Source organism: Methanobrevibacter curvatus (assembly GCF_001639295.1).
Taxonomy (GTDB): Archaea; Methanobacteriota; Methanobacteria; order Methanobacteriales; family Methanobacteriaceae; genus Methanoflexus; species Methanoflexus curvatus.
The window spans coordinates 26645-52933 of record NZ_LWMV01000181.1; the positions used below are offsets into that span (position 1 = coordinate 26645).

General features: G+C 24.9%; 24 protein-coding genes and 2 tRNA genes. 9 read left to right on the plus strand and 17 right to left on the minus strand.

Annotated features, from left to right (window positions below; translation table 11 throughout):
- Positions 1–83: 83 nt before the first annotated feature.
- From asd to MBCUR_RS06560, 7 genes are all read right to left on the minus strand, one after another.
- Entirely contained in the window at positions 84–1133 is a 1050-nt protein-coding gene (asd, locus tag MBCUR_RS06530; protein ID WP_067091785.1) for an aspartate-semialdehyde dehydrogenase, read from the minus strand.
- Between the two features lie 138 nt (positions 1134–1271).
- Positions 1272–2093, minus strand: a complete 822-nt coding sequence (gene dapB, locus MBCUR_RS06535) for a 4-hydroxy-tetrahydrodipicolinate reductase (RefSeq protein WP_067091786.1) — start codon at positions 2091–2093, stop codon at positions 1272–1274.
- A gap of 215 nt (positions 2094–2308) precedes the next feature.
- Entirely contained in the window at positions 2309–3202 is an 894-nt protein-coding gene (gene dapA, locus MBCUR_RS06540; RefSeq protein WP_067091789.1) for a 4-hydroxy-tetrahydrodipicolinate synthase, read from the minus strand.
- Complete coding sequence (locus MBCUR_RS06545) at positions 3192–4418, minus strand: aspartate kinase (protein WP_067091791.1); 1227 nt, start codon at positions 4416–4418, stop codon at positions 3192–3194. Before MBCUR_RS06545 ends, dapA begins: the two co-directional genes overlap by 11 nt.
- 519 nt (positions 4419–4937) lie before the next feature.
- On the minus strand, positions 4938–5138 hold the full coding sequence (locus tag MBCUR_RS06550) for a 30S ribosomal protein S17e (protein WP_067091793.1): 201 nt from the start codon (positions 5136–5138) through the stop codon (positions 4938–4940).
- A complete protein-coding gene (locus MBCUR_RS06555; RefSeq protein ID WP_084269586.1) occupies positions 5139–5486 on the minus strand; it encodes a chorismate mutase in 348 nt (115 codons plus the stop codon). It lies immediately after the preceding gene.
- A 183-nt stretch (positions 5487–5669) separates the two neighbouring features.
- Positions 5670–6533 carry a shikimate kinase gene (locus MBCUR_RS06560; RefSeq protein WP_067091795.1) on the minus strand — a complete coding sequence of 288 codons (864 nt, stop codon included), beginning with the start codon at positions 6531–6533 and terminating at the stop codon, positions 5670–5672.
- A gap of 351 nt (positions 6534–6884) precedes the next feature.
- Between MBCUR_RS06560 and sppA the strand changes: the two genes are divergently transcribed.
- From sppA to MBCUR_RS06585, 5 genes are all read left to right on the plus strand, one after another.
- Positions 6885–7757 carry a signal peptide peptidase SppA gene (gene sppA, locus MBCUR_RS06565; protein ID WP_067091798.1) on the plus strand — a complete coding sequence of 291 codons (873 nt, stop codon included), beginning with the start codon at positions 6885–6887 and terminating at the stop codon, positions 7755–7757.
- A gap of 324 nt (positions 7758–8081) precedes the next feature.
- On the plus strand, positions 8082–8318 hold the full coding sequence (locus MBCUR_RS06570) for an MJ0307 family thioredoxin (protein WP_067091800.1): 237 nt from the start codon (positions 8082–8084) through the stop codon (positions 8316–8318).
- A 331-nt stretch (positions 8319–8649) separates the two neighbouring features.
- Complete coding sequence (cbiD, locus tag MBCUR_RS06575; protein ID WP_067091802.1) at positions 8650–9765, plus strand: cobalt-precorrin-5B (C(1))-methyltransferase CbiD; 1116 nt, start codon at positions 8650–8652, stop codon at positions 9763–9765.
- A gap of 433 nt (positions 9766–10198) precedes the next feature.
- Positions 10199–10669: a cyclic pyranopterin monophosphate synthase MoaC gene (gene moaC / locus MBCUR_RS10820; protein WP_067091837.1), complete on the plus strand. Its 471-nt coding sequence runs from the start codon at positions 10199–10201 to the stop codon at positions 10667–10669.
- Positions 10670–10991: 322 nt separating this feature from the next.
- Complete coding sequence (locus MBCUR_RS06585) at positions 10992–13064, plus strand: DEAD/DEAH box helicase (RefSeq protein WP_067091804.1); 2073 nt, start codon at positions 10992–10994, stop codon at positions 13062–13064.
- Positions 13065–13202: 138 nt separating this feature from the next.
- On the opposite strand, the gene MBCUR_RS06590 is transcribed toward MBCUR_RS06585, so the two are convergent.
- Positions 13203–13607, minus strand: coding sequence for a DUF2098 family protein (locus MBCUR_RS06590; RefSeq protein WP_067091806.1), 405 nt, complete (start codon positions 13605–13607; stop codon positions 13203–13205).
- Between the two features lie 88 nt (positions 13608–13695).
- Entirely contained in the window at positions 13696–13917 is a 222-nt protein-coding gene (locus MBCUR_RS06595) for a PRC-barrel domain-containing protein (protein ID WP_067091807.1), read from the minus strand.
- A 398-nt stretch (positions 13918–14315) separates the two neighbouring features.
- Here MBCUR_RS06595 and MBCUR_RS06600 point away from each other — a divergent pair, with 398 nt between their 5' ends.
- Positions 14316–16082, plus strand: a complete 1767-nt coding sequence (locus tag MBCUR_RS06600) for a tRNA uridine(34) 5-carboxymethylaminomethyl modification radical SAM/GNAT enzyme Elp3 (RefSeq protein WP_067091809.1) — start codon at positions 14316–14318, stop codon at positions 16080–16082.
- Positions 16083–16215: 133 nt separating this feature from the next.
- Complete coding sequence (gene deoC, locus MBCUR_RS06605) at positions 16216–16947, plus strand: deoxyribose-phosphate aldolase (protein WP_067091811.1); 732 nt, start codon at positions 16216–16218, stop codon at positions 16945–16947.
- Between the two features lie 132 nt (positions 16948–17079).
- On the opposite strand, the gene MBCUR_RS06610 is transcribed toward deoC, so the two are convergent.
- From MBCUR_RS06610 to MBCUR_RS06620, 3 genes are all read right to left on the minus strand, one after another.
- Positions 17080–17152 (minus strand) — tRNA-Phe (locus MBCUR_RS06610).
- Positions 17153–17155: 3 nt separating this feature from the next.
- Positions 17156–17227, minus strand: a tRNA-Val gene (locus MBCUR_RS06615).
- A 307-nt stretch (positions 17228–17534) separates the two neighbouring features.
- On the minus strand, positions 17535–17735 hold the full coding sequence (locus tag MBCUR_RS06620; RefSeq protein ID WP_067091813.1) for a histone family protein: 201 nt from the start codon (positions 17733–17735) through the stop codon (positions 17535–17537).
- A gap of 375 nt (positions 17736–18110) precedes the next feature.
- Here MBCUR_RS06620 and cofH point away from each other — a divergent pair, with 375 nt between their 5' ends.
- The gene (cofH, locus tag MBCUR_RS06625) at positions 18111–19214 is read left to right on the plus strand and encodes a 5-amino-6-(D-ribitylamino)uracil--L-tyrosine 4-hydroxyphenyl transferase CofH (protein ID WP_342669789.1); all 1104 of its coding nucleotides are present in this window, start codon (positions 18111–18113) and stop codon (positions 19212–19214) included.
- Between the two features lie 441 nt (positions 19215–19655).
- Here the strand turns inward: cofH and MBCUR_RS06630 are convergent, their stop codons facing one another.
- The 4 genes from MBCUR_RS06630 to MBCUR_RS06645 form a co-directional block, all read right to left on the minus strand.
- A complete protein-coding gene (locus MBCUR_RS06630; RefSeq protein WP_067091817.1) occupies positions 19656–20942 on the minus strand; it encodes a tRNA (N(6)-L-threonylcarbamoyladenosine(37)-C(2))-methylthiotransferase in 1287 nt (428 codons plus the stop codon).
- 121 nt (positions 20943–21063) lie between these two features.
- A complete protein-coding gene (locus MBCUR_RS06635; RefSeq protein ID WP_067091819.1) occupies positions 21064–21708 on the minus strand; it encodes an HVO_0476 family zinc finger protein in 645 nt (214 codons plus the stop codon).
- A 461-nt stretch (positions 21709–22169) separates the two neighbouring features.
- Positions 22170–22652, minus strand: coding sequence for a homoaconitase small subunit (gene hacB, locus MBCUR_RS06640; protein ID WP_067091821.1), 483 nt, complete (start codon positions 22650–22652; stop codon positions 22170–22172).
- Between the two features lie 171 nt (positions 22653–22823).
- Positions 22824–23834 carry a beta-ribofuranosylaminobenzene 5'-phosphate synthase gene (locus MBCUR_RS06645; protein ID WP_067091823.1) on the minus strand — a complete coding sequence of 337 codons (1011 nt, stop codon included), beginning with the start codon at positions 23832–23834 and terminating at the stop codon, positions 22824–22826.
- Positions 23835–24489: 655 nt separating this feature from the next.
- On the opposite strand from MBCUR_RS06645, the gene MBCUR_RS06650 reads away from it, so the two are divergent.
- Entirely contained in the window at positions 24490–24651 is a 162-nt protein-coding gene (locus tag MBCUR_RS06650; RefSeq protein ID WP_169805810.1) for a hypothetical protein, read from the plus strand.
- Positions 24652–24910: 259 nt separating this feature from the next.
- On the opposite strand, the gene MBCUR_RS06655 is transcribed toward MBCUR_RS06650, so the two are convergent.
- Complete coding sequence (locus MBCUR_RS06655) at positions 24911–25666, minus strand: TatD family hydrolase (RefSeq protein ID WP_067091826.1); 756 nt, start codon at positions 25664–25666, stop codon at positions 24911–24913.
- Between the last annotated feature and the right edge of the window lie 623 nt (positions 25667–26289).

Sequence of the window (26289 nt, forward strand, 5' to 3'; positions counted from 1 at the left end):
AATTAATAAAATTAATAAAATTAAAAAAATTAAAATAAATTAGTAAACTTAAAATAAATTAATATATGTGGATAAACTAAAAATCACATTTTAGTTTTATTAATTAACTCTGCATTTAAAACTGATGCACCAGCAGCTCCACGAACTGTATTGTGACCAACTAAAACATATTTAAAACTATTGTCAAATGCTTCGTCTTTTCTTAATCTTCCTGCAGTTACAGCCATTCCACCATCAGCATTTCTATCCATTCTCGGCTGTGGTCTATCATCTTCTTCTCTTACAATTACAGGATTAGTTGGAGCAGAGTATAACCCTAGCTCTTGAGGTAGAGCTTTAAAATTAGCCATTTTATTTCTGATTGAATCAATATCTACATTTTCATCTAATTCTATGAAAACTGCTTCAGTATGACCATCAATAACAGCTACTCTATGACAAGAAGCAGATAACTTAAAGTTGGGAAGTTTAACATCAAGTCCATCTAAATTACCAAGTAAATGTAAGGTTTCAATTTCCATTTTCTCTTCTTCACTGCCAATATATGGAACAAGATTATCTACAATTGCCATAGAAGGAACACCATTGTATCCTGCACCAGAAACTGCCTGCATGGTGGAAACATAAACCCTGTTGATATTAAAGTTATCATATATTGGTTTTAAAGTTAAAGTCAAAGCTATTGTCGAACAATTTGGATTTGTGACAATAAAACCATCCCAACCCCTATTTTTTTGTTGAATCTCAGTTAAGTCCAAAAATTCAGGGTTAACTTCAGGTATTACAAGAGGAACATCTTTTTCCATTCTCATTGCGCTAGCATTTGAAGCAACAATGAATTTTTCTGCTAACTGTGGCTCAATTTTAGCAGCAAACTTTGTTGGAAGTGATGAAAAAAGAATATCAACATCATTAGGAATTTTGTCAACGCTAGTTTCCACAACAGTAATATCCTTAACACTATCTGGAATAGCATCATCAAGATACCAATTTGTAGCATCTTCATACCTTTTTCCAGCTGAACGAGAAGAAGCAGCTAATGTTGTTAATTCAAAGTCTGGATGTTTGTCCAATAACTGAATAAACCTTTGTCCTACCATTCCAGTTGCACCAAGTACACCTACATTTATCATTTCTACCAAATCCTTGAATAATTCTTATTTTTTATAAATACTTTTAATCAAATAGACACATTTAAACTAAATAAATACTTTTAAGTTAAATAAATGATTTTAAGCTAAATAAATACTTTTAAATGGGCTATACAGTTTTTAATTAATTCCCAAAACATCTGCCATGTCGGATATTTTACCTGGTTCTGCATTTTCTATATACTTTAAAGCCCTAATAACTCCAGCAATAAAAACTTCTCTACTATGAGCTTTGTGAGATATTTCTATCCGCTCACCATCGCCAATATACAAAACTGTATGATCACCAACAATATCTCCACCTCTAATTGCATGTAAACCAATTTCTTCTTTAGTTCTTTTTCCTACAATCCCTTGGCGAGAATATCTTGCAACATCAGCTGGAACTCTATCCAATTCTTTTGCAATAATTTCAAAAGCAGTCATAGCTGTTCCAGAAGGAGCATCTTTTTTTTGATTGTGGTGAGCTTCAATAATTTCAATGTCAAAATCATTTAAAATAGGAGTTAAATCTTTTAATATTTTAAAAAATACATTAACCCCAATTGACATATTTGAAGATATTACTGCCTTTACATTGCCTTCCTTAATGAAATTTTTAATGTTTTTATTTTGCTCGTCTGAAAACCCAGTGGTTCCAACTATTAAATTTACTCCAACCTTAGAAGCAATTTCAATTGCACCATAAGCTGCATCAGCAATTGTAAAATCAATTAAAACATCAGTATCAGACAATTTTAAAATTTCTTCAAGCTTTTCTGCACCAACAATAGCAACACCTATTTTTCCTATTCCAATAACTTCTCCAATGTCTTTAGATTGAAATGGAGTGTTAGGAACTTCAATAGCTGCAACTAAATCCATATTATCTTGTTCAATTACTTTTTTTATAATACCTGAACCCATTCTTCCAGTAGCACCTGTAATAGCAACTTTTAACATTATAAACTCCTTGAATCAAATTATGAATAATAAAATTAAAATTAAAAAACATTTAAAAATTAAAATAAAATTAAAAAAGGTAATTTAAGAATAATCAATAAAAAAAATAAAAAAATACTTAAAGAAAATAAATTAAAAATTGTCAAATGAAATAAATTAAAATAAACTGAAAAAATTAAAAAATAATTAATAAAAAAATTAATAAAAAGCATTCATTATATTAAGTTTAATTCTTTTAAAACACTTTTAACTTTTTCTTCACTTTCTTCTTTTAAATTAAATAATGGTAGTCTAACATGACCCGCTGGGATTTCCATAGTGTTTAATGCAAATTTAGAAGGAACAGGGTTGCTTTCACAGAACAATACTTTCATTAAAGGATACAATTCAAAATGAAGTTTTGTTGCAGTTTCCACATCACCATCTAAAAAACTATGAACCATTTTAGAAGTTCTAAAGGGATCAACATTTCCAACAACACTTATAACTCCTTTTGCTCCAATAGACATCATAGGAACCGTCAAATCATCATTTCCAGATAAAATAACAAATTTATCATCAAGATTATTGTCATAAATTCCTTTTTGAAGTGTAGAAGTTTTTGATAAGTCAGGATTCGCTTCTTTAATAGCTACAACATTGTCTAATTTGGCTATTTCTAAAATAGTTTCTACATCCATATCTGTTCCAGTTCTTGATGGAACATTGTAAAGGATCATAGGAATGTCTGTAGAGTCGTTAATAACTTTGTAGTGTTCGACTAAACCATGTGCTTGTGGTTTGTTATAGTAAGGAGTTATTACAAGAGCATAATCAGCTCCAGAATTTTCTGCATACTTAACTAAGTTTAATGCTTCTCTTGATGAATTGCTACCTGCACCAGCAATGGTAGATACCCTTCCATCAACTTCATCTACAAGAATATCCATTAATCTTTTTTGTTCTTCATAGGTTATTGTTGCTGATTCTCCTGTGGTACCAGCAACCAACAACCCATCTACACCATTTTCAATTAGAAAATTAATATTTTTTCTAAGTCCTTCTTCATCTAATTCATCATTTACCGTAAATGGAGTTACCATTGCAACAGCCGTACCTTCAAAAGTCATCTAAAACCCTCCTTATTAATTCGTATGCTTCTTTACCATCATTCCATTCTACAAACAAAACAATAGCTGTTTGTGATGAAGATATTTCTACAATATTTATATTGTTTTTTCTTAATGGCTCTGTAATTTCAGAAATAATTCCTGGTGTCTCAATAAAATCAGGACTAATTAATGTAATCATGGCAATTTCTTGACCTAATGAAAGAGAACTTAAGGCATCATGTTTCACTACAAGTTCATGCAAAATTTTATGAGAAAGTAATCCATCTTCCTTATTAATGAAGATAGTTATTGAATTTTGTCCTGCAGATATTCCATAAATATTTATATTATTTTCTGCAAGCTTATTGGTTAAAATTGCTATTAAACCTGGTTTTTTAAGCAGGTTCTCCCCAACAACAGCTACAACAGATATTGGTTTTGGATTAAATGATGTGCATTTCAGGATATCCTTTTCTATGGGACCTATAATTGATGTCCCTGAATCAGAAAGATTTCCTTTTTTATAGCTAATAATTTTTGCAGAAATAAGTGGATCTTTATATTTTAAAGCATGTGGATGTAATACTTGAGCTCCATGTGTAGCTAAATCCCTCATTTCTTCAACAGATATTTTATTTAATTTTTTTGCACTTTCTATTTTGTTAGGATCAGTGCTCATTACCCCATCAACATCAGTAACAATAACCACCTCATCAGCACCTAAACAATGCCCTAAAAGGAAAGCAGTGATATCACTACCTCCTCTGCCAAGAGTAGTGATTTTATTTTCTCCATTTTTTCCTAAAAACCCACAAACAACAGGAATGATTCCCTGATTTAAAAGTTTATTTAATTCTTGGGCTTTCTTTTCAGTTTCGCCAAAGTCAATTTTGGATTCTAATAAGTTTGAATCAGTAAAAATTGGCCAAAACTCACTAAATGGATCAACATAAATTGAATTAACACCTAATGATTCAAGTGTTGCTGAAAATACTCTTACACTGGTCATCTCACCCATTGAAAGAATTTCAGCCATTTGTCTATCAGTGATATCTCCGCCAATAGCTTCTTCAGTAACCTTAATTAAATCATCCGTGGTTTTATTAATAGCTGAAACAACAACAACAACCTTATTTCCTTTTAAGTACTCATTAACTACAGATTGAGCTGCTTTTTTTATTTTTTCACCATTTCCTACAGAAGTTCCACCAAATTTGGCTACGATCAAATCCATTGACTCACTACCTAAAAAATTAAGTATCCTATAAAATTCTCTATAAAAAGTCTTTAAAAAAGTTTCTTAAAAATATTAATTAAATGTTAACTAAAATATTTTAAATTTTAAAGATTTTAAAATATTTTTTAAAAAATTTCTTTAAATTTAAAAAAAATTATTAAAATAGATTATAAGAAAATTATTTAATAAAGAAAACATTTAAAAACATTAAGCATTTAATAATAAAAAAGTTTTTTATAATTTTTATAATTCTCATATATTATATAATAATTATCAAATTTATTATATAATAATTATCAAATTTATTATATAATAATTATCAAATTTATAAAAATAAGTATAAAAATATTTCTAAATAAATTGTAGAAAATGAAACTTAATAATATAATAAAAAAAGTAAAAATAATATTTTAAAAAAATATTATTCTAAAAAAAAGAATAACAAAATGAAGATAAGAAAGCAAATTTAAAAAAAATGAATAAAAAAATGAATAAAAAAAATAAATAACACAAAAACTAGTTATTAGTTTTTTGTTGTTGTCTAACTAATCTTGTAACATAGCCAGCAATTTTATTTCTTAAATGTTTAGTACTAACTGTGGAGTATTCCATGACTAGCTTTTTATTTTCATCAAAATCAGTGGTAAATTTACCTTTGTGAATCTCAATAAGCTCTTTTGCTAAACGTTTTACAAATGAAGTTCTAATATTTCCCATCTACATCTCTCCTAAAAATTTTTCTTGTTCTGATTTATTTAAATCAATAAGAATAGTTATAATCTTAAAAACCATTTCAGTATTTAAATTATTCTCAATAGCTAATTTTTCTATTTTTTTATAAATAAGTTTTTCCCTATTTTCATCAAAAATTTCCATATCCAATAGAATTTTCGATTTAATAATATTTTTTGAAAGGAAGTTTCTCTCAGCTATTAATTCAATTAAATTTTTATCAATTTCATCAATTCTATTTCTTGAAGATAAAAGTAATTCTTTAGCGTGATTTTTATCAACAGGATTTTTATTGTCTTGATTTTCTAATTTGTCACTGATGAACTTAGCCATATTACCAAAACAACATTAAATAGTTAAATAAAAAATAATTAAAATAAAAAATAATTAATACATATAAGTAATTAATATTATTTAAAGATTGCACTTACATGACTAATATTTAAAGATTATACTTAAATAATTAATATTTAAATGAATAATATTTAAATGAATAATATTTAAAATGAAAAACAATTATTTACTTATAATTTTAACTCCAACATTATCTACATGGGTTTCTATAACTTTACCAGGATATGAACTCCAAGCATCAATAATATCATCTTTAACTTCTTCATTTGAAATAGCTACAAAAGCAGAACCAGTTCCAGATAAACCTGAAGCATAAGCCCCTGAATTTAAAGCATCAATCGCTATTTGACTATCAAAATTTAAAGCTGCAGAGTATAAAAGCCCATTTAAAGTCAAAGCTTTGAAATAATCTTTTTTTCGTGCAAAATCAAATGCTAAATCAACATAACTTGATATTAATTTCATTTTCTTAACATCAGAATTTGCAGTACTAGAAATTATATTTGGTAAGTATATTAATATTTTGTGGTTTTTCATTTTTTCTTTAATAATAATTTCTCTATTGATATTATTTGTAACGGTTACTCCTCCAAAATAAGAGGCTGTTGCATCATCAAAAGCTCCAGTTATAGATACTTTAGCCATTAAAGATGATTCAATACTTAAATTAATAACTTCAATTGGATTTAATGGTTTTAAATTAAATTCTTTGGCAATTAATTCACCGACAAGTCTTGTAACTCCATTAGACAATGCACTACTACTTGAAAGTCCTGAAGATTGAGGTAAAGTAGTTTTAGTTGATAATGATACACCAGTTTCAACTTTATAAAAATTTAAAACATTTTCAATTGATATTTCCATTAATTTAGTGTTTGCACCAATATCAGAAGAACATTTTATCTTTGAATCAGATAATTTACCTTCTATTTCTATATTTAAACCAATCCCAAAGGCAGAACCAAAACCAGTTGAAATAGCATTTACAATCGTAGCAGATCCTGGAGAACGAACAATTTTTTTCATTAAAACACCAACAAAGCAAGAATAAATCAAATATTGTAAACAAAAAAAAAAAAAAAAAAAAAATTAAATTAAATTAAATTAAATGAAATTAAACTAAATTAAACTAAATTAAATTAAAATTAAAAAAATATAAAGAACGCAATTATTAAAAAATTTAAATAAATTTTAAATAAATAAGTATATAATCTTTGAAAACAATAATTAATAAAGATAAATTAATTTTTATTATATTCTATATCTATTTATTATATATTATATTTTATATAAATTTTTTAATATATTTAAACACTATCATGTTTTTCAATTTTTTAAAATTTTATAATGTTTTAATTTTAAAAAAAAAGGTTTAAAATGAATACAAAAGCTAAATACTTTGGATTAGGAATATTATTCACAATAATTATGATTATTCTATTAATCGGAATAACTTTTATCCTTCCATTAGCCAATGGACTTTTAGGTCCTGACACTATAGCTATTATTCCAGTAGATGGCGATATTAGTTATTACTCTGATGTTAATGGTAGTTCTACAACTAGTCCCGATATATTTAAAGACAATATTAACCAAGCAAACAGCGACCCATCAGTTGGAGGAATCCTATTAGTAATTAATTCTGGTGGAGGAAGTGTTGTTGCAAGTGAAGAAATGATGGAATCAGTGAAAAACTCAAAAAAACCTGTAGTTGCATGGATTAGCGAACAAGGTGCATCTGGAGCATATCTTGTTGCAAGTGGATCAGATAAAATTGTTGCACATGAGTCTTCTTTAGTGGGAAGCATTGGAACAATAATTACACTGTATGATTTATCTGGGTATTATGAACAACTTGGAATCATTCCATATTCAATTGTCGCAGGAGAATACAAAGATATGGGAGCAGATTATAGGAATTTAACTCTAAAAGAAAAAAATTTGATTCAAAAGTTAGTTAATGATGATTATCAACAATTTTTAAACCACGTTGCAGAAAACAGAAACTTAAGTAAAACCTATGTCAAAAAAATAGCTGATGGAAAAATTTATAATGGAAAAGAAGCATTAAAATTAAAATTAGTAGATTACACAGGTTCAAAAGAATATGCATTAAGCTTAATTGCTAATATATCCGGATTAGATCAATATTATCAAGTTCTAATATACTCAAACGGTGTACAGGATTTAAATAATGATATTTCACCATATACTCAATTAAACAACATTTTAAATAATATTAAAACATAATTAAGAAAAAAATTTTAAAAAAAAAGAAAAATAATAGAAAATAAATAAAAATAAATAAAAATAAATAAAAATAAATATAATAAAAATATAATATAATAATTTATAATATAATAATTTATAATATATTATTTTATAATAAATATATTATTTTATAAATAGATATGATATATATAATAGTCATGAAAATCATAATTAATATTTTCAAAATCGAATTTTTTAATTGTGATTTATAAATTAATTTTATTTAAAAAAAATAATAAAAAAGAATAATAAAAAAATAATAAAATATAATAAAAAAAGTAATTTAAAAAAAAAAGTGATAATATGATAAATGTAGAAGTTTTTACATCATCCACATGCCCATACTGTCCAATGGCCGTTGAAGTAGTTGAAGAAGCAAAAGAAAAAGTCGGAGGCTTTGAATATACAGTGATTAATATTATGGAAGATAGAACAAAAGCTGTTGAATATGGAATAATGGCTGTACCAGCTATTGCAATCAATGGAGTTGTTGAATTCGTTGGCGCTCCTACTTATGAACAACTTATTGAAAAATTATAGCTTTAAAAAGCATGATATAAATCTAAAATATTATTTTCCAAGCTAACAATAATTAGTATTTTCCATTAATATCTTATTTAAATAAAATTAAAAAATATAAAAAATTAAAACATTATAATACTTAAATAAACTATCTAAATTATCTAAATAAAAAAATATTTAAATAAAAATAATATAGTTTATAAAAATAATATATTTGATATACCTGTAAATAATGGAAAATATAGCTTCTTTTTTATATTTAATTCTTTTTTTAATAAATTTTTATTAAACATATAAAATAGCATTTATTATCTAAACCTGCATGATTCTAAGTAAAAGTAATGATTCTATGAAAAATACTCCCAAATATGAAAATTTTGGAATTACTACTGGTTCTCTTTCTACTGCAACAGCTTTAGCGGCTTTAAAATCATTACTCTTGAAACATGACAATAAAAAAGCTGTTAAATCTATAAACTCTATTAAATCAATTTTAATAAGTTCCCCATATGGTGAAATTGACATTGAAATCTCTGAAATTAATATTTTAGATAAAAAAACTGCTATTGCTTCTGGTTTTAAATATCCTTACAACGATCCAGATATTACTGTAAACCATGAAATAATGGCTAAAGTTCAAATAATTGACTATGATGAAAAAATTAATGGTGGAAAGCAAGAAAGAGTTATTGTAACTGGTGGAAAAGGTGTAGGTACTGTAACTAAAAAAGGATTACAAATTCCTGTAGGTCAATCTGCAATTAATCCTGTTCCACTACAAATGATTAAAAAAAACCTTTCAAAAATCCTCTCAGAAAATAAAATAGCTAAAGTAGAAATCATTGTTCCAGATGGAGAAGAAATAGCTAAAAAAACTATGAATCCTCGTTTAGGAATTGTTGGAGGAATATCGATCCTTGGAACAACTGGAATAGCTAAGTCTTTTCATGAAGAATCCTGGAAAAAATCATTAATATGTCAATTGGATATAGCAGATGCAGGAAACTTTGAAAATTTAGTTTTTGTACCAGGAAATATTGGTGAAAAATATGCTTTAGAAAACTTAAATATTAAAAAAGAACAGATAATTAAAATGGGAAATTTTGTAGGTTTCATGCTTGAAGAGGCTAAAAAGAGAGGAATAAAAAAACTTATTTTGTTTGGACATGTTGGAAAATTAGTTAAAATTGCTGGAAGCATATTCAATACTGCCAATAAAATTGCTGACGGAAGAAAAGAAATTATTACATGCCATGCATCATTGTTAGGTGCTAAAACCAAAACCCTGAAAAAATTATTTAAAAGCAAGACTACTGAAGATATGTTAAATATTTTAAAAGAAGAAAATATTAAAAATGAAGTTTTAAACAGTATTTCCAAGGAAATTATAATCATTATTAAAAATAAATACCAAATTGAAGTTGAATTAATTTTAATAAACATGAAAGGAAAAAAAATAAATTAAAATGTGAACAGTAAAAAAAAAGGAAAAAAATAAAAAAAAGGAAAAGAATATTATGGTAAAAGAAATTGAATTATTCACTTCATCAGCAAATCCTCATTGTTTAATGGCAGTTAAATTAATGGCAGATTTAAAAGGAGAATTAAAAGATGAAATTAATATAAAAATAATTGATGTTATTAAAAACAATAAAAAAGCCATAGAATATGCAATTAACTCTATTCCTGCAATAGTTATTGATGGAGAAGTTGAATTTCAGTCAACACCAAATTATAGCGAGTTAATGAAAAAAATAAATACTAAAAGCAATCAAATTAGTGCAAATGGTAATAATGATAATGATAATAAGAATAATAAAAAAAATAATAAGGACAATAAAAAAAATAATAAAAAAAACAATGGCAATAACAAGAAAAATAGTAAAAAAAATGATAATATGGAAAATAAAGAATTTACTCACTTAACTGAAAACGGAGTTCAAATGGTTGAAGTTGGTGAAAAAATTGATCAAAAAAGAATAGCTACAGCAATTGGAAGTATAAAACTTCAAGAAAAAACAATTAAAATGATTAACAATCATGATATTAAAAAAGGAAATGTTTTAACTACTGCTCAAATTGCAGCCATTAATTCTGTAAAGAATACATCAAACATCATCCCATTATGCCATTCTTTACAAATTACCGGAATAACAGTTGATTTTAAGATTAAAAAAGATGAAATTAATTCAATAGTAACAGTAAAAACAATTGGACAAACTGGAGTTGAAATGGAAGCCATTACAGGTGTAAGTGTGGCATTATTGACAATATGGGATATGGTTAAAGCCATTGAAAAGGACAATGAAGGACAATATCCAAACACTATGATATCTAATATTAAAGTTATAAAAAAAGAAAAAATATGAATATTTAATAAAATTAACTATCAATTTAATAATTAATTTAATAATTAATTTAATAATTAATTTATAATTAAAAAAATTATAGCTAAAAAAATTTAAATAAAACAGCAAAAATTAAATAATCAATCGATTAAGCAAAAAAAAAAAAATTAAGAATTTTAAATAAGAAAAAAATTAAAAAAGCTAAAAATATTAGTTTTCAAATGCTCTTAGATTAAAGTATTAAATAATAAAAACCAAAAAAATGTTATAAACAATAAAACAATCTTTTAAAAAAATAAAAAAAATAAAATAAATAAACAAATATAAAAAACGAGATGACTCCATGAAAAACGTTCCAGAAGATATTAAAGAAATAATAAATGATACATATCCTGATATTAAAGAATTAAATCCTGCTCAACAGAGTGTGATTGATTCAAATTATTTAACAACTGAATCAAATTTTATAATCTCTATTCCAACAGCAAGTGGTAAAACATTACTTGGAGTGATGGCTGCTTTAAGATCAATACTTGATGGAGGAAAAGTTGTCTATGCAGCACCCTTAATATCTTTACAAAATGAAAAATTAAATGAATTTAAAGTTTTTGAAGAATTTGACATTAAAGTAGGAAAACATCCAAATTCTGCAGATTTATCAGTTATGGTTTTTGAATCTTTTGATGCTATAACTCGCTATTCATGGGATAACCTTAGAGAAGTAGATACATTAATAATAGATGAATTTCACATGATCGGAGAATATTCAAGAGGACCTACATTAGAATGTGCAATAACAAGATCTAAAATTATTAATCCTTCTATGAGGATCATTGCATTATCTGCTACATTAAATAATATTAATGAAATAAAAGCATGGTTAGAATCAAAAGTAGTCACACATGATTATAGGCCTGTTCCCTTGAAAAAAGAAGTTTTAAATACTGAAATGTTTTCAACAAAAAATAAAAATGATGTTGTAAAAAAAGTTGTTGAAAAAGCTATTTCTGATAGCAGTCAGGTGCTAAGTTTTGTTTCAACAAGAAGATTTACAGAATCATTATCTTCTTTTGTTAGTGATAAAATAGCTAAAAAAATTCCAAAAGATAAGAAAGAGACATTTAATGAGGTTGCAGAAAAAATATTAGATGTTCCTAAGAAAAAAGGATCTCTTCCAACTGAAACATGCATTAAATTAGCTGAATCTGTAAAAAATGGATGTGCTTTTCATCATGCAGGGCTATTTTCAGAGCAAAAAGACATTGTTGAAAATGAATTTAGAAATAGAAACATTTTAATGATTTCTGCTACACCAAGTTTAATGTATGGTGTTAATCTTCCTTCAAAAACTGTGGTTATTAGAGATTACACTCGTTGGACTTCACAAGGATCACAGTTAATACCTGTTTTTGATTATTTACAAATGTCTGGAAGGGCAGGAAGACCACAATATGATAGTGAAGGAATTTCATACATTATAGCTAAGTCTTTAGATGAAGCATCAGATTTACAAGAGAGATATGTTAATGGTGAAGTGGAAGACACAAATTCAAAATTAATAGAAAATAAAGATGCTGTTTATAAGCAAATCATTGGACAAATTGCATCATCACTTGCTAAAACACCTGAAGATATTGAAGATTTCTTTAAAAAAACTTTTTACGGATATCAAATAACAAACAACCCATCCATGAAATTATTTGCTGATGAAAGTCTTAAATATGAAATAGAAAATGGTTTAAACTTTTTAATAACAAGTGGATTTATTCAACCTACACCTGAAGGACTAAAAGTAACTAAACTTGGAAATTTAGTTGCTAAATCTAATTATACTATTGAAACTGCAGTTAAAATCTCACAATATACAAACGATTTAGTGGAATTTAATGAAAATGAGTTGTTATATGAACTATCAAAAAGTCCTGATTTACCACTAATTACATTTAAAGGAAGAAAATCAAAAGATCCTGTTAGAGACAAACTATCTTCATCTGGAATATTTGCTGTTGATATTGGAAATCCAGAAGCAACAACAGTATCATTAATAGAATGGATAGATGAACGTAATGAAGCAGAAATCGAAAATGCTTATAATGTTTACTCTGCATCCACACGACGCTCTGCATATGAAGCTTCGCTTTTAATTAAATTCTTAAATAAAATATTAGAGATTAAAAACAATTACCATATGTCTAAAGACTTAGATATTCTCTCTGCAAGACTTTATTATGGGACAAAAGCAGATATTATAGAGTTAGTTTTATCTGTAAAACGTTTAGGTCGAAAAAGAGCAAGATTAGTCACAACAGCATTTGGAAAAGATTTAAATGAAGTTTCACAAAGTCAATTTGAAAAAATAGAAGGTGTTGGATCTAAATTAGCCAAAAGACTCTATGAATATGGGCAAAATAAATAAAGAAATAAAAAAGTAAAAAAAGTAAATAAATAGAAAAATAGAAAAATAAAAAAATATTGAAAAATAAAAAAATTGATTAGAGAAATAAAAAATATGAAAAAAATAGAAAAGATAAAAAAAATAAAAAGAAGTATCTGATTAACCTCCTCCCTCACCAGCATTAGATGCTAATTCAGTGGAATCCTGATCTTTCATCTGTTGTTTTAACTCTTCAACCATATCAGTTTTATAATCATCTTCATCTTTTTCATCATCTTTTTTATTGTCGTTATTATTCTCTATTTGAGATTGTTCAAATTTAGAAAGATTAGCATCTTCAACAGATATGAGTTCTAAAACATTGGATAAATACCAAAGTTCAGTTTTATCAACATGTACCCATGTTAAATCAGAACCTTCTAAATTTCTTGAATTTTTATTATCATTTCCTTTTAAAGAAGGATTTTGGGAAATTTCAACTATTTTACCAGTAGTCCCTGTATTATCATAACGAACATAATCTCCTTCTTTAATAATTTTTCCTCGCCTATCAACAAATTTCATAAAAACTACTCACTACACAATTTTTAAGGATAACATAATTCATTAAAAAAAATAAAATATTCATAAATAAAAAAAATAAAAAAAATAATTATATTGGAAAAAGTAGTTTTAAAAGAATATAATCTCCAATGCTATCTATATCTTCAAAAGATATAGCTAATTCATTATGTGCAAGGAGTCCTGCTTTTTGAGAAACAATAAAATGGGTAATTTGACCTGAAATTTCTTCAAATTCAAAATCAGAAACTTTACCAATTAAATTTGCTTCATTATCCAAAACTTGCATCCCTAAAACTTGTTTGACATTCATTTTAACACCTATCTGATAAAAATAATTTTATATTTTTTTATAGAAAAAACTTTTGTTATAAAAAAAATAAAAAGAATAAAAAAAATAAAAAAATCTTAAAAAAAAATAATTTTATTTCTGATATTTAATACTAAAACACATTATTAAATTCATTTGAAAAAAAAATATGAAAAAAATATTTGATAAATATAGATAAAAATTTTTAATAAAAATATTTTATAATACTATTATTAACATTTAAAAATATAAAATTTTCTAAAAAAATTTATTAAATTGGAAAAATAAATATTTAAGTATATAAATTGTTATTGTTTTAAAAAAAATAAAAAAAAATAAAAAAATTAAAAAAACAAGTTGAAAAAAAATAAAAATAAAAAAAATAAAAAAAAGAGGATATAATGAAAAAAGCATGTCGAGATATTATTAATGGAATTTTAGATAATAAAATAAACACTAGGCATGATTTAGAAAATGCAAAGAGAAAAATATGCAAAAAATTTAATCTAAATAAATTCATGACTAATTCTGAGATTTTAGAATATGTTAGTGAATATGAAAAAGACAAAGTAATAAAAATCTTACAAAAAAAGCCTACACGAACCATATCTGGAGTTGCTATTGTTGCAATAATGTGCCATCCTCACCAATGCCCTCATGGTAGATGTAGTTATTGTCCTGAAAGTACAGTTGCTCCTCCAAGTTATACTGGAGAAGAACCTGCAGCACTCAGAGCCAGAATGTATGATTTTGATCCATACACACAAACATACAATCGATTAAAGCAACTATATAGTATAGGGCACCCAATAGATAAAGTAGAATTAATTATAATGGGTGGAACATTCCCATCAAGAGATTTATCATATCAAGATTGGTTTATTAGTAGAGCTTTAACTGCAATGAATGATTTATCTGAAGAATTAAAAAATAATAGCATAAAAAACAAAAAAAAATACAATAACATAAATAGAGGAAATAATGAAAATATAGGGGACATAAAAGATATAAAAAATATAGAAAATATAGGAAATATGGAAGATGGGGAAAATAATGAAATTAGCAGTTACGATAAAGTAAAACATTATTATCCTAATGATTATGTGGTTTTAGAAGATGTACAAAGATTAAATGAAAAATCAAAAATTAGATGTATTGGAATTACATTTGAAACACGTCCAGATTACTGTAAAATAGAAGACATTGATCGAATGCTCAATTTTGGAGTAACAAGAGTGGAATTAGGTGTTCAAACAACCTACGATTTTATTTACAGAAAAATCAAAAGAGGTCATAGTGTAGCAGATGTTGTTGAATCAACAAGGCTTTTAAAAGACTGTGGTGAAAAAGTTGCATATCATTTAATGCCTGGATTGCTTTCAAATATGGATATGGACTTAAGAATATTTAAAAGAGTGTTCAATGACTCTAAATTTAAACCTGACATGTTAAAAATATATCCTACATTAATAACTAAAGGTAGTGAACTTTATAATGAATATAAACAAGGAAAATACACTCCTTACAGTGATGAAGAAGCAGTTGATTTAATAGTTAAAATAAAAAAGATTTTACCAAAATGGGTTAGAACCATGCGAATACAAAGAGATATTCCATCTAATTTAATTGAAGCAGGGGTCAAAAAATCAAATCTTGGTGAATTGGTTTACAAAAGATTAGAAGAAGAAAATATAAGTTGTAAATGTATTAGATGTAGAGAAATTGGCCATAAAATGAAAAATCCTAAATTTAGTGAAAAAATAAATGATTTAAATTTAGATGATTTTAAAATTTTTAAAGAAGAGTATGATGCAAGTGAAGGTAGGGAAATATTTTTATCATATGAAAATAAAACTGAAGATGTTTTAGCAGGTTTTTTAAGATTAAGAATGCCTAGTGGTAAAGCCCATAGAAAAGAAGTAGACTCTAAAACTGGAATAATTAGAGAGCTTCATGTTTATGGAAATATGATCCAAATAGGAGATAAAAACCAAAACATTGGTCAGCATTTAGGTTTTGGTGAAAAATTAATTAAAAATGCCGAAGAAATAGCTATTAAAAATAATAAAGATAAAATAATTATTACTAGTGGAATTGGAGCAAGAAATTATTATAAAAAATTCAAATATGAAAAATTAGGTCCATATATGGCTAAAAAATTATTATAGCTAAAAACTTATTAAAAAAGTAATTAAAAAGAATAAAATAGATTAAAAAAATAACTAAAAAGAATAAAATAGGTTAAAAAAAATAAAAATTATTAAAAAAAATATGATAGACATAATAAAATGAGGAAATAAAATGAAAAATTTCAAATCAATTGAAGAATTAGGAAAAGTTATTGAAAGCACATACTTAAAAAATAATGGAACAATAGAAAACATTGACAAATTAATAAATGATGCCATAGACTATGGTTTTTATAGTGTGGTTGTAAGTCCGTATTATGTAGAATATGCAAAAAACAAACTTAAAAACAAGAATATAAAAGTAGGTACAGTGATAGGATTTCCTCTAGGTTATAACAAATCTACTGTGAAAGAATTTGAAGCAAAAAATGCAATTGAAAATGGAGTAGATGAAATAGATGTAGTCTTAAACATTTCAGCAATTAAAACAAAGGATTATGATACAATAAAAGATGAAATTGAAAAAATAATCAATATTTCAAAAAACAAGAAAGAAAAAGATATTACTGTAAAAACTATTATTGAAACTGGACTTTTAGAAAAAAATGAAATGATTGAAATATCACAAATAGCTTCAGAATTAGGTGTTGATTTTATTAAAACTTCAACAGGATTTAACAATGTTCCTGGAGCAAAAGCAACAGACATTAGAAGAATTAGACGGGTAAATCCAAATATAAAAATCAAAGCATCTGGAGGAATAAATAACTATAAAACAGCATTTAGATTGCTTTCAGCAGGTGCTGATAGATTAGGAACCTCATCAGCTGTTGAAATAATTGAAGAATTTAAAAAAATAACTGACAACTACGATGAACATCAAGGAAAGTCTGGATTAATATAAGTAAAAAACAATTAGTGAAAATAAAAAATCTAAGAAAATAAGAAATCATTAGAAACTAAAACAATACAATAAAAAATTAAAATAAGAAAATAAAATATTTCAATTGAAATTAGTAAAAAAAGCAATATAAAATGCCGTGGGCCGGACTTGAACCAGCGACATCTAGATCTTCAGTCTAGCGTTCTCCCAACTGAACTACCACGGCAAATGGACCGGACGAGATTCGAACTCGTGATCACCGCCATGTCAAGGCGGTATCATACCCCTAGACCACCGGTCCTTTAAACTAAGTTATAGTCTAAAATAATTATGATTTTGTTAATATATAAATATTTCTATAAGACACTTAAAACAGTAAAATGAATTGATAAAAATAATTTATAAAATTAAATATAAAACTAAATAAGGGCTTAAATTTTTTTATAAAATAATTCAAAAGCAGTATTTGAAAATTTAAAAATAGTATTGAAAAGAAAATAAAAATTAAATGAATTTAAATAAAATAGATTTAAATTAAAAAAATTTTAAAAAATAAAAAATTTTAAATGATAAAATCATTTATTCGTTGAAACTGAACTAGAAAAAACTTATTTAATAGCTAATTTAATATCATCAGCTTTAATAGTTTTTCTACCAGCATGTTTAGCGTAAGTAACAGCAGTTTTTGCTATTTCTTCACCTTTTTCTTCTAAAACAGCAGCTAATTCATATTTAGCATCATCACTGATTCTTTGTGCGCCAGCATTTTTTAATATACGACCGACAGGTGCAATTGGTAATTCACTCATATTTTCACCTCCAAAATTATATTGTTTTACTTAATATATAAAGGTTTCTTTTTAAATCTCAAATTTTTAACTAAAAAACCTTATAGAATATAGATAAAATTATATTAAAGACCATAAAAATTTAAATCAATTGCCACTTAAAAATAAGAAATAATCTAAATCAATATTAAAAATGAACAGTTTTGAAATAGAGCAAGTTCTCAATAAAAAAAAAAAAAAAAATGAAATGAAATGAAATGAAATGAAATGAAATGAAATGAAATGAAATGAAATGAAAATATTAGAAAATAAAAATATTCAAGAAAATGAAATTGTTAAAAAAATTAGTTAAATTTAATTATAGTAATGTCATATATTTAACATATGTTTTCTAAAATGAATTTAGATAAAAAAGTAAAAGAAATATTGGAATATAGTTTAGATAACCCAATATCAAATGAAGATGCATTTTATCTAATGAAAGCTAAAGAAAGAGACATTAATGCAATAATAGCTACTGCAGATATAGTTAGAGAAAAAGTTGCTGGAAATGTGGTAACTTTCATTGAAAATTGGAACATAAACTTTACAAATATCTGCACAGGAACTTGTGGTTTTTGCTCATTTAAAAAAAATGAAAAAGACGAGGATTCTTTCTTTTTATCGCCTGAAGAGGTTGCAATAATTGGAAAAAAAGCTTATAATAATGGTGCAAAGGAACTTTGCATTCAAGGAGGACTTCATAAGGATATTGACTTGTTTTTCCTCGAAGATATAGTAAAAGCTGTTAAAAAAGAATGTCCAGATGTTCATCTCCATTCATTTTCACCTATGGAGATATATTACAATTGTAAACAAGCAGAATTAACATTAGAAGAAGGATTAAAAATATTAAAAAAAGCAGGTCTTGGAACAATTACAGGAACAGCTGCTGAGATTTTAAATGATGATGTTAGAAAAATAATTTGTCCTACAAAGTTAAAAACTAAAGAATGGATTGAAGTAGTTACTACAGCTCATGAAGTAGGATTAAAATCAACTGCCACTATAATGTATGGACATATAGACACTTATGAAAATAGAATAGAACATTTAGACACTATAAGAAAAATCCAATATGAAACTGGAGGCATTACTGAATTTATTCCATTATCGTTTGTACATCCAAAGACTCCAATTTTTAAAAAAGGAAAATCTAATCCTGGAACTACAGGAACAGAAGATTTAAAAATTTATGCAATTTCAAGATTAATGTTTCATGATGCAATAAAAAATATCCAAACATCATGGGTCAAATTAGGATTTAAATTTGCACAAATAGGGTTAATATCTGGCTGCAATGATTTAGGTGGCACTTTAGGAGAAGAAAATATTTCCAAATCAGCAGGAGCTTCTCACGGTGTAAGGACTGAGATTAAAACCTTAGAACACATGGTAAAAAATATAGGAAGAACTCCTGCATTAAGAGATACATTATATGAAAATATAAACTTGTTATAACTTTTGTTATAAAAATAAATATAAATATTTAATAAAATTCTATTTTAATTAATATTAATGTCTATTTAATAAAAATAATTATTTTTAAACATTTAATTTTTATTATTCTTTAAACTATTTTAATTTAAATTTAACTAATTAATATGGATTATTTAATAATTATAATTATTTTTAATATTTATTCTTTGTAAAAAAATCTATTAATATTTTACATATTTTTTAACATATTTTAATTAAATATCTGTTTTTACAAAAAATAATCATTGCACAGCATCTAAATAAAAAAAACTTTTAACTTTAACTTTAGATTTTTTTAAATTCTTTTTATTTTTGTATTTTATTCTATAATTTTACTTTTTTGCCATTTATTAAAAAATAATAATAAAAAAAATAATATAAATTTTTTCATCAATAATTAAAATCCTTGTTTTGTGAATGTAATTAGATTAATTTTCCCCTTAAATAAGTTCCAGTAGTTTCAATAATCTTCACATCATAAAATGATCCTAATTTAGCATTAGGAACTACGACTGGAATATAAGAATTTGTTTTTCCCATATATCCTGATTTTTTCCCTTTTTCTACAATTAAAATTCTCTGTAAGGTATTAAGGAGTTCTTTGTTCTCATTATCTGTTATTTTTTTTTTAATATCTGTGAGATATTTTGACCTTTTTTTCATAAGTGGATGAGGAATCTCATTTAAGCTTGAAGAGATAGCTCCCTTTCTGTGTTTATATTTAGACAGGTGAATAAGGTTAGGTTTTACATTCTCTAAAAATTCAACTGTCTTAGAAAAATCATCATCTGTTTCTGTAGGATAACCTACTATTATATCTGTTGCAATGGTTAAATCTGGAATAGATTCTTTAAATTTATTCACTATTTGAATAAAGTCTTCTACAGTATGTCCTCTGCCCATTTCTTTTAAAACTTTATTGCTTCCAGTTTGAATGGGTAAATGCAGGAAATTGTAAACATTAGGAAGTGAAATAGCTTTAATAACTTCATCTAAATCATCACCAATATTTTTAGGATGCATCATGCCAATTCTAACTCTAAACTCCCCATCAAGATTAGCTATTCTTTTTATTAAATCTGAAAGTTTTTCTCCAGTATCTTTTCCAAAAGCTGCTGTATCTTGAGCTGTCAATTGTATTTCAGATACCCCTTCTGCAATGGCTTGTGTTGCTTCTTTCTCAATATCGCCTATAGAATAGCTATTAAGTTTTCCTCGTGCAAATCGTGTACAACAGTATGTACAAGCACCTAAACAACCTTCACAAATCTGAATAATATGAATGTAAGGATCAAAACGGATTTTAGGAACTCCTACTTTAGAATTTGTACTAAAACCACATTCTCTTGAAATTTCACCATTTAATGTTTTAAATACTACCTCATCTGCTTTATTTAGTTTATGTGGGCCAATCCATGAAGAATTAGGAGCTATTTTTTTTAACTTTTCAGGATCTATTTCAACCATACATCCACTAACGACTATCTTTTTTTCAGGAAATTCATTTTGTAATTTATGTATTCTTGTGGATACCTTACTTTCTGTTGGATTTTTAACATAACACGTATTTACAATAATTAAATCAGCTTCATTTATATTATTTACTATTTCAATTTCATTTTCAACTAATTTTCCAGCTATTATTTGAGAATCTGCTTTATTGAATGTACATCCAAAGGTTTCAATAAATACTTTAGCTTTATTTTTCATTAAAAACATTCCTAAAAAAAAGTGCATGAAAAAAAATATTATTATAAATAATTATTTAAGGTTAAAGAGTATAAAGTTATAAAAACAATAAACTTCGTCATTTAAAAAAAAAAGAAGTCCATTATATCTTTTTAAATTTATCAGTTATTTTTTTTGAAGCTATTTTTTTTGTTAAATCATAATCATGATTTTTAAATCTAACAGGATCTATATAAACTCTTTTAATTATACTGGCTTTAGCTCCACCTTTGTTCATCTTTCTATCATCAGTTTTTATTCCTTGAACTCTTCCAACATAATCTTCAATTTTAATTATGTCATCAACATTTATTCTAAAGTCTCTTTCTAAATCAACTTTATATGACTGGACTTCGCCATGAAGGTTAACTGAAATACCGATTCTTGCAGGAATTTCAAGTGATGTAGCCCATATTGTGACAACATCATTTGCAATGGCTTGTTCAACTCTTTTAGTATTTTTCAATTCAAGAGAGTTAATTTCTACTTGACCTAGATTAGATAATAATACATCACCTGTGTTTAACTCGTCATCAGGAGAAATGGGAATAAAAGTTTTTTTAGATGAATCTATTTCACTTATGATTAATCGAAAATCTATAGGTTTAGCTATTTTAACAGACTCTTTAAAAACATTTGAACATTCCCTACACTTCAACAGAAAATCATTAATTTCATCTTTTTTTGATGAAAAATTCTTTGATTTAAGTGTTTCTAAATCATCACTACCACAAATTGGACATTTCATTTTATACCTCAAATATCATTTAAAACATAATGTTTAAAAAAAAATTAAAAAAAAATGTTAAAATTATAAAAAAAATTTAACTATAATATAATATAAAAAAACTATAAAATATCAATTAAATAATTATAAAAAAAATTTAATAAAATTATAATAATCTTAAATAAACTCATACTAAAAATATAAAAAAAATATAAAAATTAGTAAAATATTAATAAATTTAAAATTTTTAATAAATTGACATTTATTTATTAAAAAATAAAATGTAATTATATATTATAAAACAATATGTTTTTTATATAATAAAAACTTTAGTAACATATTTTCAAAATTGTAAATATTAAAAAATCTAGAAATTTAAATAAAATTTTCAAAGCAATGAATAATAAAAAATAAATAAAAAAACAAATATTGAAAAAATAATGATTGAAAAAATAATTTTATTTAATACACAGACATAATAGCTATTCTTTTCCTTTTTTGTAATGATTTATTATTCCACCGTCATTTAAAATATCTAAGAAAAATTCTTTAAATGGCTCTATTTTAAATATTTTTCCAGATGTTTCATTAACAATAATTCCACTATTTAAATTGATTTTTACTATATCTCCTTCATCAGCATCTACATCAGCTATAATGACAGGCAATCCTATATTAATCGCGTTTCTATAAAAAATTCTGGCAAAAGACTTGGCAATGATTGCATCAATTCCAGCGTATTTTATGGCTACTGTTGCTTGCTCTCTTGAAGAACCACAACCAAAATTAGAACCTGCAACAATAACATCTCCTTTATTTACTTTTTCTGCAAATTTTTCTCTTTCTCCAGCCATTACATACTTTGCAAGCTCATATGGATCAAAAGTTCTTAAAAATCTTCCAGGAATAATAACATCAGTATCTATATTATTATCAAACTTCCATACTTTACCTTTAATCTCCATAAAATCCCCATTTAAAAAAAAAATGAAAATAATTATCTTAAACAAAAAATAAAAAATTATTTTAAATAAAAAAAAATTATTATTAATAAAAATTATTTTAAGTAAAAAAAAGTTATTATTAATAAAAATTATTGATAAAAATAGTATTTAAATAAAATGAAAATGGTTTTATTAGTCTGACTTTTCATATCCATAGTTTTGAGGTTTTGAGACAAAAACTATCCCATCATCACCTAAATATTCTTTAGTTGACTTATAAACTTCTTTTGTATTTTTATCAGTTATACCATAGAGTGTTGGACCAAAAGAACTCATTCCAACACCATAAGCTCCAAATTCTTTCATTTTTTCCATTAAATTCTTAATCTTTGGAGGTTGAAGCCCTAATTCAACTTTTTTAAAACCTAAATCTTGAATTTGATTAATATACTTTCCAAATTCTTCAATATTTTTTTCTAATAAAAATGGAATTAAATTCATAAAAATAATGTGAGATAATTTTTCTACCTCAAATCGAGGAACTGGGCAATTCTCTGCAAAAAGAATATCTTCTTTTACACCAGTGACAGTATTATCTCCATTGGCAATTGCTAATACAATATTCCAATCTTCAGGAAAATCAAATTTTGAACAAAATTGTGGTGGTTTATAATATGTGCCAGAAGAAGGCAATATAGAACCTTTATCCTTTAAATTATATCCTCCATCAACAATGAAACCTCCATTTTCAAAGGCAAAAATTCCTATTCCTGAAGAAATTCCTCTTTTTAAAATTTCTCCTAGTGTAACAATCGAAATATTTTCATGCTCTTTAGAGAGTAATAAATTTTCTTTTGCATAATCATACATCAGTTTTCCAGTAGCAAGTGCAGTCTGAGATCCAGACCCTAAACCAGAATGAGGAGGATATGCATTGTTAACAGTAAAGTGAAAACCTGTGTCTAAATTGAAGTACTCTTTAATTAAGTTAGCAGAATTTTCAATTTTCCTTCTACATTCATCTTGAATTTCATCAGAGTACTGCTTTTTAAAATCTATAGTAATATTTTTTTCAGATGGTTCAAGTTTTAATGAAAAATAAGGATCAGACAAAGTAAGACCTATACCTCCACCTGATCGACCATAAGATCCATTTAAATCTATTAAGGTCATGTGTAATCTTGAAGGCGTTTTAATATTCATAATATCATAGTTGCTTAAAAATAACCTTTTAAATCATTTATTAAATAACTTTTAAAAAAGATTTTTAAATTATCAAATAAAAGTTTAAATAAATTTTAAATCAGCTATTGAGTTAAATAAGGTTTGTACCGTCCAATAATAGCTTTAAATAAAGTTTAAAATATTTAATAAAACAAATTTACAAAATTATTAATTATTATTTAATTATTATTAATTATTATTAATTATTATTAAACAATTTCTCTGGATATTAAAATTTTTAAAATAATGCTAAATATTTAATAAATTTTATAGCCATAAATCTATCTATTATAATTTAGATTTGATTATATAAAACTTTTGCTATTTTATCTTTCAAAGTAATACTGTCAAGTTAAGAAATATTTTCTATTTTTCCTTTGTTTTTCTATTTTTTCTATAATATTCTTTTTTAATTCTTTTTTTTAATTAAAATAGTTTTATATTAATTCTATTAGACTATTAACATTTTTATTAATTTAAATAAATTATAAATCGTAAATTCAAATATAATCAATTTTATATTTGTTAAACATTGTGTTAATATGAAAACCATATTTAGGGGTTGAAAAATTTAATAAATAATGAAATAAGAAAATTTTGCTTAGTAAAAAATAAATTTACTCGTAATTGTAAAATGTCTTTTGAAGATGTTGTTTTTTATATTCTTGGAAATAAAAGTAAAACAACGGCTTTAGAGATTGAAGAGTATTTTAATGAAAAATTTGGAGATAATGAAATACCTATAAGTAAACAAGAGTGTCTGAGTAAAGGTCATTTTTATATTGGAATATTTTAAAAAAAAAGCTGATTCATATGTTTTAGCTGATTATTTTAATAAATATAACTATTTAAATGATTTTAATGAATATTATGTATTTACTATCGATGAATCACGAGAATATTTACTTTTTGTAAAATTGAAAACAACCTAACAATTGATTCAATAATTTTTCCAATCTTTCATTGAAAAACGCTTATTAGAATACGAAAATGTTAAAAAAAAAGCTAAATAGCTGAATACAATAACTAAATAGCTTAATGATTAAATAAAATAGCTAAATTGAAAAGAATTCTTTTGCATTTGATGATGAAACTTTTTCAATGTCTTTTTCTTTAAATCCTTGAATTTTCATTTCATTAGCTGTTTTAGGGACTGATAAGATATCACTTCGCATATAGCTAACATCACTGTTTAACATCTTCTTATCACATCCATAATTTTTAAAAATAGCTATTGCCTCAGATACATCCATTTTTTCAGGTTGAACAGTTATTCCTAATTGGAAATTCTCATCAACAACTTCGGCTATTACATTTAAATTAATATGGTCAATTACAACTAATTTTGGATTTATATTTTCTAAAACTATTTCTTTAATTCTCTTTAAGGTTTCTAATTTGTTTTTTCTTGGAGTATGAACAATTGCTTTAAATTTTTCTTCATCTGCAAGTAGTAGCTGGTTTTTGAAGAATTTTTCTTCCTCAGCTCCACCAGAATCAATTCCTATTTCCCCAATAGCTATTATTTCTTTATTATGGATTAATTTCTTTAATTCATCAAAAACAGGAACATAATTATCTATTATATTTGATGGATGAATGCCTAATGCAACTTCCAATTTTAATCCATTTTTTAAAGCTCTTTCTTTTTCAAATTCTCTTATTCTTCTAAAATGATCCAGTAGAGTAGTTGAGTTAGTGAATTTATATGGATAATAAGCACAGGTGATAGCTGTTGAAACTCCACTTACAGCCATTTTTCTATAATCTTCAAAACTTCTTGAATCACAATGTATATGACTATCTATCATGCTTTTTCTCTTTAATCTATAAATAAAAGTAAAAAATATTTTATTAAAAAAATTTAATCGAAAAATACTATAAAAAAAATATTGTAAAAATTGAAAAATACTATAAAAAAAATATTGTAAAAATTGAAAAATATTATAAAAAAAATACTATAAAGCAAATTTCATTAATCATTTTTATAACATGAATAATTTATTAATTTAATATTAGATTTTTTACTAAATAAAAGTTTATAAATAAAAAATATAATCATTAAGATTTATTATCAATCCCACAATTGGGATGCAAAAGTTTTAAAAAAAGAAAATGAGAGTTTTAAAAATTAAAAAAAGTAATACTTTAAAAAAAAATAAAAACTAAAAAAATAAAAAGTTATTACATAAAAACTAAAAAATGAAAAATAAATATTTTAAAAAAAGTATTATTAATTAGAATTATTAAATATGGGATAAAATTAGTTAATTACTAAAATAATAAGAATTTTATAAAAATTTATCAAAAATAAGAAAATTTAAATTAAATAAAAAAATATATTAAAAATTTCTAAAATTTTTAAAAAATTTTTGTAATACAAAAGTAATACTATTTAAAGATTTTTATTTAAAGATAATAATAAAACTTATAT